Source organism: Flavobacterium sp. 245 (assembly GCF_004362055.1).
Classification (GTDB): Bacteria; Bacteroidota; Bacteroidia; order Flavobacteriales; family Flavobacteriaceae; genus Flavobacterium.
Window position 1 is genome coordinate 60,976 of record NZ_SNXB01000006.1, and the last position, 14,277, is coordinate 75,252.

The window sequence follows — 14,277 nt, forward strand, 5'->3', positions numbered from 1 at the left end:
GCTTTCGCTGCTACTTCGGTAGCTTAGCTCTATCCCTCACGCAAAGCTGCACTTTGCGAGTAGTTTTCTATTTCATTTATTCAGTTTTATAATTTCATTTTTCAATTCTTCAGGCGTTACCGGATTAAATTGCAGATCTCTTGCAGATTTTTCACTGGTAGTCGTTTCTTTAATCGCTAAAAAAAGTTTGCCTTCAAAATATTTTATAGCGACGATCGTAATTTTTTCTTTTAAAAGCGAATTATAAAAAACAACTTTTTTAGGACTCAATTCACCTTTCATAATCGATTTAAAACTATGGTAAATAATATTCATCGAAACATTGCTTTCATCTTCGACAATAACACCATAATTAAGTACCATTGATGGGATATAGCTTAAAAATCGGTCACAATTTAGGTAGCCTAACTTTGTGCTATTGAACATATAATAACTTATTTCATCTGCTTTTATATTTTCATCAGTTTTAGTAACATATGGCTCTGAAGAGCGATTATTGGTGTAATTTCTTGATGTAGTTATATTACCATCTTCAGATTTTATAGTAATTGGTATACTATACGTAAAGTTTACAGGAACACCTTTCACTTTACCGGGAGTAAATTTTCCCAGTTTTCTGAGAACTCTAAGATATTCTTCATCAGCTTTTCTACTCAAACCTTTTGTTATCTTAATATTAGTGACATTTCCTTCTCTGTTTACAACAAAAGAAGCATATATTTTGCCACTAATTTCTTCATCAGAATTTCTATAATTGTTGCCAATGAATTTGTACAAAGCATCATTTCCACCTATATATACGGGCCTTTCATCAACATTAGTAAAAGTCTGTGCTAAATCAACCGAATTTTTATCGACAGTCCAATTGATTTGGTCTTTTTGCCAATTCCCATTAAAAAGCTGCATTCCGTCTTTATTGCTTTTTTTAGGAAAAGCAATTTCGATATTCTTTCCTTTTTTTAAATCGCATTTTTCATTATTTGATGTTGCAGTAATATGAAGCATGCCGCCAGTTTCTAATAATTTCCCATTAGAAGTTGTCGAAAGTCCGCCCAAAATCATATCAGAAATAGAATAATATTCTTTAACCGCTATTTTGATTTTTCCGGTTACTTCATTTCCCGTTTTAAGCGAAACAAAAGAATTTGATTTGATTGTAATCTTGGTTTTCTCAGCGCAAACAATTGTGGTGTCTTTTTGGTTATTGATTAAAAAGAATTGTGGTTTTTTGTCATTTTTAGTAAAAAAATCGAGCAGTAATTTTTGATTTTCGACTAAATTATTTTTTGACGGATTTATAGTTGCCGAATCAGATTTTATAGTGTCCTCTAAAATCGTTTCCTTTTCGGTTTTTAGCGGTTCTGATTTTAAATTATCTTCTTTTGTTTCGTTTTTACACGAAGAAATACTTAAAATAAATGCAGTTATTAATACAAGTTTTAATTTCATCTGGTTAGTTTATTAAAAGTAATAATTTTAGTTTTTAGATTAATTCGGTAAAAGCAAATCCAAATAGAAAAACAGAAAAAAGGATATCAATATTTCTTATCAATTTCCAATTGTTTGAAAAATACAGCGCAAAACTGATCAACGGTCTAATAATCAATTGTGAAAGAAAAGCAATAAACAGCAATAAATATCCGGTATTTAAATTAGATAAATCACCGTTTAAAATCCTTTTAAAAGATGTTGTAAGTCCACAGGTTTTGCATTTCAGTCCAATTTCAGCGTAAGGACATTTTATGCTGATAATTTCTGTCTTCAAATAAAGAATTAAAATTACTACAACAGTAAATATCAGAAAATTAAAAAAATGATACTCTCTATTTCGATACAGAGTCATTCTTGATTTTTTGAAGGGAATCTTTTTTTAGCTGCAAAATAGAATCTTTTGCGATCTCTTCTTTAAGCTTTTGTTCTGCTTTTTCGAGCACCTTTCTCTGAATCGTATCAAGTACTTCTGTTTGCGCTTCGTTAATAGATTTTTCGATTTTTGCTTTAGCATCATAAACAGTTTCATATTTATAATACTGAAAAATCCCAATTGAAATCGCGATAGCTCCAATAATTAAACCAGCAAGTGAAGTGGATGTGCTTTCGTTTTTTTGTTTTAAGCCAAGATAGGAAATGCCACTAAAAGCAAGCGCCAAAAGGCTTGGCCCAACGGCGTAAAATCCCACACAAGGAATCATTGAAAAAAGAAAAGCTAAAATGGCAAATACTAAGCCTATTATGGCAAAAGGTTTTGGATTTCCTGAAGATTGGTAATTCATTTTTAGTTATGGTTTAGTCGGTTTTTGATTAAAGATAATAGAAAATGCAGGACTTCATTTTTGAATACAATAACAATCAAGACAATTGCCAGAATTCCGATAATACAATTAATAAAACTGCTTTGAAGTACGTTTTGAAAAGATTTTTTTCCGAAGAAAACAGACCAATGGAACAGCGCTCCCAAATAATTTAATCCGTAAAATATTCCTTCAACAATAGTGTCGCCGGTCTGATTATTCATAGGTTTTGGTTAAGCAGGTTAGAATTGGGCAATTATATTCTGAAATTCAAATATAGAATGTTGAAATTGAATATAGTTACGGGAAGACGTAAAAGTTGTTTTTTTCTTATTATTAAAATGATCACAACGATAGCACGGATTTGCAATCCGTGCCCATGAAGTATATCATTTTTTTGTGTTTTGATATTTCTTCTCTTTGTGGGCACGGATTGCAAATCCGCGCTATCGGGTTTTAATGTTAAAATTTACATTAAGTCAACTTTGACAAAGTTTGCGCACAGCTTTGCGATCTTAGCGTTTTTATGACGTACCCAAAATCAAAAAAAACTTTGCGCTCTTTGCGCTAAAAAAAAAAAACAGCTACAAAACCCTATAAACAGGATACTGCATATGTGCCTTTTCATAATGCACAGAATTTTTATAAATCCAGTTTAACTGCGCTTCGGCGTTTTTCGCAAATTCGCGGTCATTTTGTTTTTTGGCTTCCAATTCCGCTTTTAAAGCTGGATTGTCTTTAAGCAATTTTGCTGCAGTATCTTCAAAAATATATTCTGAATAATGTTCTTTTTGCTGTAAAATTGAATCGAAGAAATTCCAGTTAAAAAAGGAATCAACGCCTTCAGGTTCAAAAGCTTCAACTAAATATTTTACGCCTTTTTGAGTGGTCGGAACGATGTAATCTCCTTTGGCAAAAGCCATTTTAACTATTTTAGAAGTTACAGTTGTATTTCTGTGTGCATAGTGTCCTTCGTAAGCAGAAGGAACTGTTTTGAAATCAGCAATTCTGTAGCTCTCCACTTCAATAATAGTATCGTTTTTAAGCTGAGAAAAAGAGATATTATTATTTTTCAATAAATCAATAATATTCCAATAACCACGCGGAATGATATAAGCAGATGGTATAACAACGTCTTTCAGTGATTTGAATTCTTTAATATACGGAACGTCTTTTTTGTATGGTTTGCTTCGGTCGTAATACAAACGATTTCCTGTTGTCGCTTCACTTTTTTTGTAGCTTGCTTCATATCCTAAAAACGAAAAAGTAGTCGCTTTTGTGCTGTCTAATTGCGATTGCAAAGTATATTTTTTCTTTGGCTGATATTGCTCTAAATTTTTTACCCTTAAATCTTTTATCTTTTGATAATTGGCATCAGTAAAATCCAAAGTCGATTTCATGTATTCGTAAGTCATTTTCACACGTTCGGCATATTTTTTCAGCATGTGCGTTTCAACCACAAAACCAATTGTATTAAATAGGGAAGTATAACCCGTTGTATATCTTGGACTGTCAACAAATTGCCCAAAACCTTTGTCTGGCGTGTCTTTAAAAGAATCAACATAAGGCGTGGTTTCAATATTCTTTTTTTGTAAATCTTTTACCAGCGCCGGCATCATTTCGTTGTTCATGAAATCGCCTAGAACGGTTCCTAATTTATTATGTTCCGTCATAATATAAGTCAGTTTGTATTGATAATCAGAACCGTTGCTCACGTGATTGTCAATAAAAACATCGGCATTTATTTTCTGGAAAATCTCGACAAAACTTTTCGTATTTCTCGTATCCGATTTCATTAAATCCCGATTCAAATCATAGTTTCTGGCATTTCCTCTAAAACCGTAAATTTCTGGTCCGTCCTGATTGGCTCTTGTTGTCGAATTTCTATTTAAAGCACCGCCAATATTATAAACCGGAATACAAACCAAAACCGTATTTTTTGGCGCTTTCAGTTTGCCTATTGCTAAATCTCTGTAAAATTGCATCGTTGCGTCGATTCCGTCAGGTTCTCCGGCGTGAATGCCGTTATTGATGAAAAGTACGGCTTTAGTTTTCTGAATTTTATCAAAATCAAATTCCTTGTCAGGATTAAAAGTTACCATATGAAGCGGTTCCCCAGAATCTGTCAATCCCATTTGCTTAATTTGAATGGTCGCAAAATCATTGGCTAAAAGTTTAAAGTACTTAATTGTTTCTTCATATGAAGCCGATTGATTCCCGTTTCCTTTCTCAAAAAACGTATCGTATTTTTTATTGTTTTGGGCGAAAATAGTAAGCGTGAAAAGTGAAATGAAAAGGGTAAAAAGTTTCATGAATTTGGGTTTTTAATAGGAATCAAAGATAAGATTTTTGTTTCAAGTTTTTCTTGTTTCAAGTTTCAAGTTGAAATGAGAATAGAGTTGCATTGGCATTTTAAGGCAAAGTGCGCAAAGTTTTTTAAATAGATTGTATTTGGAATTTTGTTGATAAAAAGCAATGTTCGCAAAGCTTTGTGACCTTTGCGTAAAGTTTAGCGAACTTTGCGGTAAAAATTATACGTAAAGTTTGGAAAATCTGAAACCTGAAACCTGAAACAAGAAAAACCTGAAACAATTTTTTTTACCTATTTTTGCAAAATGAATAAAAAACACCATTCCAACAACATACTTTCGAATTTAGGAATTGAAAGCCTGAACGAAATGCAAGAAATGGCACAAGATGCTATTTTGAACGATAACAATGTTTTACTGCTTTCGCCAACAGGGTCAGGAAAAACATTAGCTTTTTTGCTTCCGGTTTTAGAATTATTACAGCCAGAAATTTTATCGGTTCAATGTTTGATTTTGGTTCCGTCGCGCGAACTTGGATTACAAATTGAGCAAGTTTGGAAGAAAATGGGAACGCAGTACAAAGTGAATATTTGTTACGGCGGTCACTCAATTGACACTGAAATCAAGAATTTAAGCAATCCTCCTGCAGTTTTGATTGGAACGCCGGGAAGAATTGCTGATCATATCGACAGAGATACTTTTAGAACAGATAAAATCCAGACCTTAATTTTAGACGAATTTGATAAATCGCTTCAATTAGGTTTTCACGAACAAATGTCTTTCATTATTGGAAGATTGCCAAAAGTGAATAAAAGAGTTTTGGTTTCGGCAACTTCAGATATTGAAATTCCGAAATATACAAGAGTTATAAATCCGACAATTTTGGATTTTATTCCGGAAGAAGAAGAAAAAGCAAATCTTTCGATGAAGATGATTTTGTCTCCTTCAAAAGATAAACTCGAAAGTTTGTTCAATTTAATTTGTTCACTGAAATCAGAATCGGCTATCATTTTTTGTAATCATCGTGATGCTGCAGAAAGAATCAGCGATACTTTGAACGAAAAAGGAATTTACGCGACCTATTATCACGGCGGAATGGATCAGGATGAACGTGAGCGTGCTTTGATTCAGTTTAGAAATGGAAGTATTTCCTATTTAATCACAACCGATTTGGCGGCGCGAGGCTTGGATATTCCCGAAATGAAGCATGTAATTCATTATCATTTGCCTTTAAAAGAAGATGAATTTACCCATAGAAATGGGCGTACAGCGCGTATGCAGGCAACTGGAACAGCGTATGTAATCATTCACGAGAGTGAAAAAAAGCTTGATTATATTGATTATGATATGCAAGTTTTAGATGTTGAAGGAAAAGTTTCTTTGCCAAAACCACCAGAATTTCAGACTATTTATATCAGCGGAGGTAAAAAGACAAAATTAAATAAGTTTGACATTGTGGGATTCTTTTCTCAGAAAGGAAAACTTGAAAAAGAGGATTTAGGATTAATTGAGGTTAAAGATTTTGTTTCGTTTGCTGCAGTGAAATTCGGAAAGGTAAAAGAGCTTTTGAAGAATATTAAAGACGAAAAAATGAAAGGCAAGAAGTTTAAAATTGAAGTTGCCCGTAACGTAATCAAGAAAGAAGAGGAGAAAGGTAAAAAGTTTTAAATAGCTAAAAATCTCCCAATAGGAGTAGTTTTTGTTGTATTTCGTTGTTTATCAAGTTTTTAGAAAATGAAAACTAAGTTTTACAATTTTGTGTTAAAAAAATAACGATTTGATAGGGGTTTTTTCATAAATTCTATGTTTTTTTGTTACAGTAAAAATGTAAACCCCAAATCCATTATGAAAAGAATTATTACCGTTGCCATTTTGTTCTTTAGTTTTGTTTCTTTCGCACAAATTAAAGTTATTGAAACCGTTCCTGTTGAGAAATTAGGAAAAGTAAACAACAACTACATTCAAAAAATTGGAGATGAATACACTGTGTATTATACTAGTATTCAAAACGATGACGAAGGATCAGCTTTAAGAAAATTTACATTCAAAAATGTGAATAATGATTACGCAAGTCTTTATAGCATTATTATGAATGGTTTCACTGCAAATCCTTTGTATGATATTAAATTAGAATTGCCTAACAATTATATCTGGCTTCACTACACAGGAAGTGTTATTCCAGAAAAAGCTACAGTTCAGTTTATGGTATCAAGCAAAGAGGCTACCGCAGCAACAAGCAGTGTTTCTGAGCCATTCGTAAAAGACCAAATCAATAAATTATTCCAGAAATAATTTAATTTTAGTTTCAGGTTTCCGGTTTAATTTGTTTCAAGTTATTTCGAAATCAGACAAAATATAAAAGGCTATTCAGATTTTGAATAGCCTTTTTTTTTGTTTTAAAGTTTCAGGTTTCAAGTTTCAAGTTGAAAAAAAACTCAGAATCTTAGCATCTTAGAACCTTAGTACCTTAAAATTAAATCTTCTTTACATACTGCGTAATAATCACAATCTGTTGTCCATCGACTTTGCCTTCAATATATTCGGCATTTTCGTGGTCAAGGCGAATATTTCTAACAGCGGTTCCTTGTTTAGCCACCATGCTAGATCCTTTTACTTTTAGATCTTTGATCAAAACAACCGAATCTCCATGCTGTAAAACTACGCCGTTGCTGTCACGGTGAACAAGCTTGTTTTCGTCATCTTCGCCTTCGCCAGTTGCTTGTGCCCATGCAAGAGTATCTTCGTCTAAATACATCATGTCCAGTAATTCCTGTGGCCATCCTGCAGCACGCAAACGGCTCAGCATTCTCCAAGCTACAACTTGAACCGGGATATTTTCATTCCACATGCTGTCATTCAGGCATCTCCAGTGATTTAAATCGACATTATCTGGATTTTCAATTTGGTCAATGCAGGTAGTACAGGCAAAAATTGCTTCATCAATTCCACCTTTTTTAGTTGGCAGTACTTGATATACTTTTAGGTTTTCTTCCGCGCCGCAAAGTTCACATTTAGATCCGCTTCGTTTGCTTAATTCTCTTTCGATGCTCATTATATTATTTTTTTTGCAAAAGTACAGTTAAATACTACATTTTGCAAGTTGTGTTTTTAGATTAAATATTAATTACGTTTAATTTCAAAAATTTTACTTTCATCGTAAAGTTTCTGCATCTCTTTTTTAGATACATTAGACTTGTTTTTATAATTTGTATCAATGTCTATTTTATCGATATTTGTTTTATTATCAATTTCCATATCATTTAAGAAAATTGTCAAACTATCTTTTGATACTTCACTTATTTTTACAGATGTGTAAAAACCTTTAGTTGAATTTAAAAAATAAACATCTCCAACTTTTGGATCTTTAATAAAAGTTGAAGTGTCTTTTTCTTTTTGTACCGAACTATACATGCCAAAAAGAAAAAAACCAGCTATAATAAAAATACCAGAATACATCCAAAGCGGACTACTTATCCTTCCCATTGAGTGGTGTATTTTTTGTTTGATCGGGGCTGAAAAATCTTTCTGTTCAAATGTTTTTTTACACGAGTTGCATTCGGCAAAAGTTAATTTTTTAACTGGAAAAAATGGTATCCAGTATATGTGTGCATACTTTTCATATACACTGTAATTCATAGAAACGGTAGTGTTGCAATTTTGACAATCTACATTAGAAATGCGGTCGTTTTTGATGTGTTTCGATTTGGTTCCGTAAAAGATCATTATTTTGGTTTTATGGGTTGGTTTAGCAAAAATAACGATTAATCTTACCTGTGCAAATAAGATTTCAAATTAGCTTTATTCAGTTATTTCTTAACCCTAACCGCATCTGGAACCAGCATTTCATATTCACCGCCATTTCGCAATACATCACGAACAATGCTTGAACTAATGTATGATGTTCTTGCTGCTGTCAATAAAAAGACTGTTTCAATTTTAGAAAGGCGTCTGTTAGTGTGTGCAATGGCTTTTTCGAACTCAAAATCGGCTGGGTTGCGAAGACCTCTTAAAATAAAATTGGCTTTTAATTTATGTGCCAAATCAATTGTAAGTCCTTCATAAGTAATTACAGAGATTTTTGGTTCGTCTTTGAAGGTTTCTTCAATAAAGCGTTTTCTTTCTTCAAGAGAAAACATGTACTTTTTTTCGGCGTTGACACCAATTGCAATTACGATTTCATCAAATAAAGAAATTCCTCTTTTGATGATATCTTCGTGTCCAAGTGTAATTGGGTCAAATGATCCGGGAAATATGGCTTTTCGCATTTTTTTTATTTTTAGGTTCAAAGCTACAAAGGCACAAAGGCGCAAAGGCTTTTTATTTTGGAATTTAAATTTTGGAATTTATTTTTATGTTATTCGAAGTGTTTTGATTGCCGGAACCCATTCGTCTTTCTGGCAAACTTCACATTTTGCAGTTCCTGCTTTTTGTTCTTGGGTATGACCGCAAAAAGTGCAGGCTTGGATTCCTTCGTCAGCAATAATTTTGCTTTTTTTATTAAATAATGCAGGCAAAATTGGTAAACCATACTTCACATCTTTTTCTTCATAAAAGAATACACTGATTTCGCCACTAGTTTCTATAAAAGCGTGTTTTATTTGACCCAAATGTTCAATAGATTTTATGCGAAGTTCTGAGAAAAATTCATCTTGTGCGAGACTTTCTTTTTTGAAAGTAGCTATAGAAAATTTGCCGTCATTAATTAAACATTCTGTTTTGCCTTCAATAAATTCTTCAAACTTTTTGCTTTTTCCTGTCAGCCAGGTTACAGATCGATATAAAATGATGATTACCGTAAAAACAATTGCGGCAGGGACAATTCCGACGTCTTCATAAAACATTGGATCGCCCGCTGCAGATCCTAATGCAATTATAATTACGGTTTCAAAAATAGACAATTGTTTTACACCTCGTTTTCCTGCTAATTTTAAAGTCAGCAATAAAATGATGAACATTACAGTGGAACGAAATACAACTTCTAAGGCAAAATTTGCCGGTAAATTATTGTAAAATAGTCTGTCCCATTCGAAGATTTGTTTCATTTTTTAAGGTTCTAAGGTTCTGAGAGGCTAAGGTACTGAGGTTTAATGTTGAAAATAAAAAAAGGTGCTAAAATCTTAGAATCTTAGCACCTTAGTATCTTAGCAACTTATGAAAGCGCTAGTTCAATTGCATTGGTAAACAAATCTGCCAGAGAAATCCCAGCGGCTTTTGCTTGCTGCGGAATCAAACTTTCTGTTGTTAAACCCGGAATTGTATTCATTTCCAGGATATATGGTTCGTTGTCTACAATAATGAATTCGCTTCGTGAGAAACCTTTCATTTTTAAGACTTCGTAAGCACGTTTTGCTGTTTCGCTCACTTTTTTAGTTAACTCATCAGAGATTCTTGCCGGTGTAATTTCCTGTGATTTTCCTTCGTATTTGGCTTCGTAGTCAAAGAAATCATTGTCAGAAACAATTTCGGTAATTGGCAAGACTTTGATTTCGCCTTTGTAATTGATTACACCAACAGAAACTTCAGTTCCGTCAAGAAAACTTTCAATGATGATTTCGTTATCTTCTTTATAGGCTACTTCAATTGCGATTGGAAGTTCGGCTTCCGTTTTTACTTTTGAGATTCCGAAACTTGATCCCGCTTTGTTTGGCTTTACGAAACATGGCAAACCTACTTTTTTAATGATTTCTTCCGTGTTGATGAGATCGCCTTTATTTAGGTAATAAGAAATTGCCGTTTTGATTCCGTATGGTTTTAAAACTGATAACAAATCACGTTTATTAAAAGTCAATGCCGATTGGTAATAATCACAAGACGATTGCGGTAATCCAATTAATTCAAAATAAGCCTGCATTAGACCATCTTCACCTGGAGTTCCGTGAATGGCGTTGAAAACGCAGTCGAAAGTTATTTTTTCGCCGTTTACTGTTACAGAAAAATCGTTTCTGTCAATTGGAAATTCGGCGTCATTTGCGTCTACATAAACCCATTTTTCTTTGAAAATATGAATTCGGAATCCGTTGTATTTTGTTTTGTCAAGATATTGGTACACAACGTTTCCGCTGATAAGCGAAATTTTGTATTCGCTTGAATATCCGCCCATGATGATGGCAATGTTTTTCATTGACTTTTTGTTTATTTGTTTAATCGTTAATTTGTTTAATCGTTGATTCGTTTAATCGCTTTTTTTGCCACGAATTTCACGAATTGTTTTTTCGTTTTGTTTGTGAGACTTAGCGAAGTCGAAGTCCCATTTGCTGCATCACTTTGCGTAGACTTCGACTTCGCTCAGTCTGACAATATTGTGGTTATTCTAATAAAAACAAAATGTTCTTTTGAAACCGAGTGCCCTAGCCCTGATGGGAGCGGCATCCTTTTATGGTGGGGTTCACCATAAAAGATACAGCGGACAGCAGGAAACAGCTTCTGAAAATTATCCTTCGACTTCGCTTAGAATAACAATCGGGCGAGTTTCTTGTTTTAAACAAAATTATCATTTTTTTTGAAATGAAATACTTTATCTTTGCCTCAACTAAAAATTAATTTATGAGTTTACGTAAGTATTTAACTAGCCGCGTATTTTTTTTACAATTATTGGCTGCGGCAGCTATCATTGCAGTTTTGGGTTATTTGTTTATGCATTGGTTGACTTTTACAACTGATCACGGACACGAAATTGCGGTTCCGAATTTAGCAAAATTGACTGAAGAACAGGTTGAAGAGAAATTAGACGAACTGGACTTAGATTATGTGCTTTTGGATAGTGTTGATTACCGTAGTGAATATCCGAAATTTAGTGTTGTTGAGCAGGATCCGCTGCCGGGAACTAAAGTGAAAGTAGGAAGAAAAATATATATTAAAATTAACTCGTCTGGATTCTCATCGGTTAAGATTCCTGATTTAATTGAGAAAACGTATCGTGAAGCGGTTCCAACTTTGAAAGCTTTAGGACTTGAGCCGGGAACCATTACTTATATTCCGAATCTTGGAAAAGATATGGTTCTTGAAATGCGTTACAAAGGCAGAAATTTAAAAGTAGGAGACCGTGTATTGAAAGCGTCTAAAATTGATTTGGTTTTAGGTGACGGAAAAGCGAGTTATGTAGATGATAGTCAGGCAACAGATAGTACAGCCGTGCCTGCAGAAACCCCACAAGATGAACAATAATATTGAAGAAAATTTAGATCTGGAAGATGAATTATTCGAACATTACAGATTTGAAGTCCCTAAAGGTCAAGCGTTTTTGCGTATTGATAAATATTTAATGAATTTGATTCAGAATGCCACGCGTAATAAAATTCAGAACGCGGCAACTGAAGGAAACATTTTTGTAAATGATATTCCGGTAAAATCAAATTATAAAGTAAAACCTTTTGATGTGATAACGGTTATGTTATCGCATCCGCCATACGAAAATCATATTCTGCCAGAAGATCTTCCGATCAATATTGTGTATGAAGACGATGCGTTTTTGTTAATCAATAAAGAGCCAGGAATGGTAGTGCATCCGGGACACGGAAATTATACAGGAACTCTTGTAAATGCATTGGCACATCATTTTGATAACTTGCCAATGAACAGCAGTGAACGTCCTGGTTTGGTGCACCGAATTGATAAAGATACTTCGGGACTTTTGGTTGTTGCCAAAACGGAAGCTGCAATGACGCATTTAGCAAAACAGTTTGAAGCTAAAACAACTGAACGCGAATATATTGCGCTCGTTTGGGGGAATGTTGCAGAAGAAAGCGGAACGATTGAGGGAAACTTGGCACGACATTTAAAAGACCGTATGCAAATGGCAGTTTTTGCTGATCCTGAAATTGGAAAGCCTGCCATTACACATTATAAGGTTTTAGAACGTTTTGGTTATGTGACTTTGATTTCGTGTAAACTGGAAACAGGAAGAACACACCAAATTCGTGCGCACATGAAACATATTGGGCATCCGTTATTTAATGATGAGCGTTACGGCGGGCATTTGATTTTGAAGGGAACCACGTTTACAAAATACAAACAGTTTATAGAAAATTGTTTTAAAGCATTGCCACGTCAGGCGCTTCATGCGAAAACGCTTGGATTTGTTCACCCAAATACTGGCGAATTAATGCGTTTTGATACAGAATTGCCTCAAGATTTTCAGGATTGTATTGAAAAATGGCGTACGTATGTGAAGTCACATAATACTGAAGATGAAGATGCTTAAATTAGATAATTTGTCAATTTGAAAATTAGATAATTTCTTATATTGAAAAAGCTCCTTTTGGGGCTTTTTTTATTTTACCATTAAGATATTAAGTTAATTAAGCTAAGACTTTAACTGGCTTACTATTCTAAGAAGAAAAATTAAGCGCAAAAACTTAATTAACTTAATATCTTAATGGTAAAAATTTCAGTTCAATTCTGAGTGATATTTTATTTTACCGATTGATCCTGTTGGATTTGGTAATAGCTCAAAAATCGAAGTAGGAGCTAGGCCTTGTTCTATTCTATGCGAAACATACAAAATCGTAACGTTTGTTTCTTGCTTAATTGTATTGATTAGCTGAATTACCAAATCTACATTTTCGTCGTCCAGACCTTCTACAGGTTCGTCTAGAATTAATAATGGCGGATGCTTTAAAACGGCACGGACAATCAGCGCAACTCTTTGCTGGCCGATAGAAAGATCAATGAAACGTTTTTTTCTTAAATGCGTCATTTCGATTACGTCCAACCATTGTGATACAATTTGCTGTTGATGTGTTGTCGGTTCATTGTAAAGTCCGATGGAATCAAAAAAACCGGAAAGAATCATTTGTTCTAAAGTGTGTCCTTTTTGAAATAAATCGGTCATAGAAGTTGTGAAAATTCCAATTTGTTTTTTGATGTCCCAAACGCTTTCTCCAGTTCCTTTTTTTCTTCCGAATAAAAATAAATCCTGTCCGAATCCTTTTGGATTATCGCCTGTAATTAGTGATAAAATAGTGCTTTTTCCAGAACCATTTGGCCCAATTAACTGCCAGAATTCACCTTGTTTTATGGTCCACGAAATAGTGTCAAGAATTTTTCTTTCGTCGTAACTAACCGAAACATTTTCTAATTTTATTAATTCGCTTTCGGGGAAAGAATGCGGTTCAATCGCTTTTGGGATTGCCGATGCATTTAAGGTTTTGAAATGATTCTCAACTTTTGAAATTGGATGCAGTTCAAAAGTATTGTCCTTGATCTGTGCTTTGTTCGGAACAAATTCCAAAACATCAACAACACGGTTTAAAAGCTGGATAATAGCAATATCATTAGTTAAATCTTTTAAAGAATCTGCCAAAATTACTCTTGAAGCCTGATCTAAATGATCAAACGGATTGTCAAAAATGATAAAATCTGGTTTCTGATTGATGCAGTATTTTAGAAATTCTTTTTTGCGTTCGCCTGATGAAAAGGTTCTCAATTGACGATGAGATTCTGGAGAAGCTTCTACACTGTCATATTGGTACTCTTTTTCGATGAATTTTTCAATCGCGATGTCAGAGAACAAAATCCCTTTTTGATTATTAAAAACGGCTAAATCTCCTTTTGCCTCGCCGTTCAGTATGTTTTCAATAAAAGCCTTTTTGTTTACCTGGTTAGATAAAAGAATGTCCCAGTGTTGCATTTTTGTATTATTAAAAGTTTCTTTTGCCACAGATTTCACAGGTTAGAAT

At 33.7% G+C, this 14,277-nt stretch carries 15 protein-coding genes and 1 pseudogene; 5 read left to right on the top strand and 11 right to left on the bottom strand.

Features of this window, described 5'->3' with window-relative positions; translation table 11 throughout:
* Positions 1-72: 72 nt before the first annotated feature.
* The 4 genes from EV145_RS13180 to EV145_RS13200 form a co-directional block, all read right to left on the bottom strand.
* The gene (locus EV145_RS13180; RefSeq protein ID WP_133525666.1) at positions 73-1,449 is read right to left on the bottom strand and encodes an energy transducer TonB; all 1,377 of its coding nucleotides are present in this window, start codon (positions 1,447-1,449) and stop codon (positions 73-75) included.
* Positions 1,450-1,823: 374 nt separating this feature from the next.
* A complete protein-coding gene (locus tag EV145_RS13190; RefSeq protein ID WP_133525668.1) occupies positions 1,824-2,273 on the bottom strand; it encodes a hypothetical protein in 450 nt (149 codons plus the stop codon).
* 2 nt (positions 2,274-2,275) lie between these two features.
* Entirely contained in the window at positions 2,276-2,515 is a 240-nt protein-coding gene (locus tag EV145_RS13195; RefSeq protein ID WP_133525669.1) for a hypothetical protein, read from the bottom strand.
* Positions 2,516-2,875: 360 nt separating this feature from the next.
* Complete coding sequence (locus tag EV145_RS13200) at positions 2,876-4,603, bottom strand: M14 family metallopeptidase (RefSeq protein ID WP_133525670.1); 1,728 nt, start codon at positions 4,601-4,603, stop codon at positions 2,876-2,878.
* A 303-nt stretch (positions 4,604-4,906) separates the two neighbouring features.
* Here EV145_RS13200 and EV145_RS13205 point away from each other — a divergent pair, with 303 nt between their 5' ends.
* Both EV145_RS13205 and EV145_RS13210 read left to right on the top strand, forming a co-directional pair.
* On the top strand, positions 4,907-6,268 hold the full coding sequence (locus EV145_RS13205) for a DEAD/DEAH box helicase (protein WP_133525671.1): 1,362 nt from the start codon (positions 4,907-4,909) through the stop codon (positions 6,266-6,268).
* Positions 6,269-6,445: 177 nt separating this feature from the next.
* Complete coding sequence (locus EV145_RS13210) at positions 6,446-6,892, top strand: hypothetical protein (RefSeq protein ID WP_133525672.1); 447 nt, start codon at positions 6,446-6,448, stop codon at positions 6,890-6,892.
* Positions 6,893-7,073: 181 nt separating this feature from the next.
* Here the strand turns inward: EV145_RS13210 and EV145_RS13215 are convergent, their stop codons facing one another.
* From EV145_RS13215 to EV145_RS13235, 6 genes and pseudogenes are all read right to left on the bottom strand, one after another.
* Positions 7,074-7,652 carry a PhnA domain-containing protein gene (locus tag EV145_RS13215; protein WP_133525673.1) on the bottom strand — a complete coding sequence of 193 codons (579 nt, stop codon included), beginning with the start codon at positions 7,650-7,652 and terminating at the stop codon, positions 7,074-7,076.
* A 68-nt stretch (positions 7,653-7,720) separates the two neighbouring features.
* Entirely contained in the window at positions 7,721-8,083 is a 363-nt protein-coding gene (locus EV145_RS22610; RefSeq protein ID WP_243739262.1) for a hypothetical protein, read from the bottom strand.
* A 48-nt stretch (positions 8,084-8,131) separates the two neighbouring features.
* Positions 8,132-8,323, bottom strand: a pseudogene (locus EV145_RS22680) (zinc-ribbon domain-containing protein); the annotation flags it as partial.
* An 83-nt stretch (positions 8,324-8,406) separates the two neighbouring features.
* Entirely contained in the window at positions 8,407-8,865 is a 459-nt protein-coding gene (gene coaD / locus EV145_RS13225; RefSeq protein ID WP_133525675.1) for a pantetheine-phosphate adenylyltransferase, read from the bottom strand.
* Positions 8,866-8,949: 84 nt separating this feature from the next.
* Positions 8,950-9,642 (bottom strand): DUF421 domain-containing protein, encoded by a 693-nt coding sequence (locus tag EV145_RS13230; RefSeq protein ID WP_133525676.1) that lies wholly within the window; start codon positions 9,640-9,642, stop codon positions 8,950-8,952.
* A gap of 107 nt (positions 9,643-9,749) precedes the next feature.
* On the bottom strand, positions 9,750-10,721 hold the full coding sequence (locus EV145_RS13235; RefSeq protein WP_133525677.1) for a D-alanine--D-alanine ligase: 972 nt from the start codon (positions 10,719-10,721) through the stop codon (positions 9,750-9,752).
* 211 nt (positions 10,722-10,932) lie between these two features.
* Here EV145_RS13235 and EV145_RS22405 point away from each other — a divergent pair, with 211 nt between their 5' ends.
* The 3 genes from EV145_RS22405 to EV145_RS13245 are packed head-to-tail and all read left to right on the top strand — an operon-like array spanning position 10,933 to position 12,800.
* Positions 10,933-11,103, top strand: coding sequence for a hypothetical protein (locus EV145_RS22405; protein ID WP_166638453.1), 171 nt, complete (start codon positions 10,933-10,935; stop codon positions 11,101-11,103).
* 40 nt (positions 11,104-11,143) lie between these two features.
* Positions 11,144-11,764 (top strand): PASTA domain-containing protein, encoded by a 621-nt coding sequence (locus EV145_RS13240; protein ID WP_133525678.1) that lies wholly within the window; start codon positions 11,144-11,146, stop codon positions 11,762-11,764.
* The gene (locus tag EV145_RS13245; protein ID WP_133525679.1) at positions 11,754-12,800 is read left to right on the top strand and encodes an RluA family pseudouridine synthase; all 1,047 of its coding nucleotides are present in this window, start codon (positions 11,754-11,756) and stop codon (positions 12,798-12,800) included. Before EV145_RS13240 ends, EV145_RS13245 begins: the two co-directional genes overlap by 11 nt.
* 186 nt (positions 12,801-12,986) lie before the next feature.
* Here EV145_RS13245 and EV145_RS13250 read toward each other — a convergent pair whose 3' ends face one another.
* Entirely contained in the window at positions 12,987-14,258 is a 1,272-nt protein-coding gene (locus EV145_RS13250; RefSeq protein ID WP_243739263.1) for an ATP-binding cassette domain-containing protein, read from the bottom strand.
* Between the last annotated feature and the right edge of the window lie 19 nt (positions 14,259-14,277).

Excerpts from the sequence above, each read along its gene's own strand:
- EV145_RS13180 (WP_133525666.1), bottom strand. The coding sequence starts at position 1,449 with ATGAAATTAAAACTTGTATTAATAACTGCATTTATTTTAAGTATTTCT.
- EV145_RS13190 (WP_133525668.1), bottom strand. The coding sequence starts at position 2,273 with ATGAATTACCAATCTTCAGGAAATCCAAAACCTTTTGCCATAATAGGC.
- EV145_RS13195 (WP_133525669.1), bottom strand. The coding sequence starts at position 2,515 with ATGAATAATCAGACCGGCGACACTATTGTTGAAGGAATATTTTACGGA.
- EV145_RS13200 (WP_133525670.1), bottom strand. The coding sequence starts at position 4,603 with ATGAAACTTTTTACCCTTTTCATTTCACTTTTCACGCTTACTATTTTC.
- EV145_RS13205 (WP_133525671.1), top strand. The coding sequence starts at position 4,907 with ATGAATAAAAAACACCATTCCAACAACATACTTTCGAATTTAGGAATT.
- EV145_RS13210 (WP_133525672.1), top strand. The coding sequence starts at position 6,446 with ATGAAAAGAATTATTACCGTTGCCATTTTGTTCTTTAGTTTTGTTTCT.
- EV145_RS13215 (WP_133525673.1), bottom strand. The coding sequence starts at position 7,652 with ATGAGCATCGAAAGAGAATTAAGCAAACGAAGCGGATCTAAATGTGAA.
- EV145_RS22610 (WP_243739262.1), bottom strand. The coding sequence starts at position 8,083 with ATGGGAAGGATAAGTAGTCCGCTTTGGATGTATTCTGGTATTTTTATT.
- coaD (WP_133525675.1), bottom strand. The coding sequence starts at position 8,865 with ATGCGAAAAGCCATATTTCCCGGATCATTTGACCCAATTACACTTGGA.
- EV145_RS13230 (WP_133525676.1), bottom strand. The coding sequence starts at position 9,642 with ATGAAACAAATCTTCGAATGGGACAGACTATTTTACAATAATTTACCG.
- EV145_RS13235 (WP_133525677.1), bottom strand. The coding sequence starts at position 10,721 with ATGAAAAACATTGCCATCATCATGGGCGGATATTCAAGCGAATACAAA.
- EV145_RS13240 (WP_133525678.1), top strand. The coding sequence starts at position 11,144 with ATGAGTTTACGTAAGTATTTAACTAGCCGCGTATTTTTTTTACAATTA.
- EV145_RS13245 (WP_133525679.1), top strand. The coding sequence starts at position 11,754 with ATGAACAATAATATTGAAGAAAATTTAGATCTGGAAGATGAATTATTC.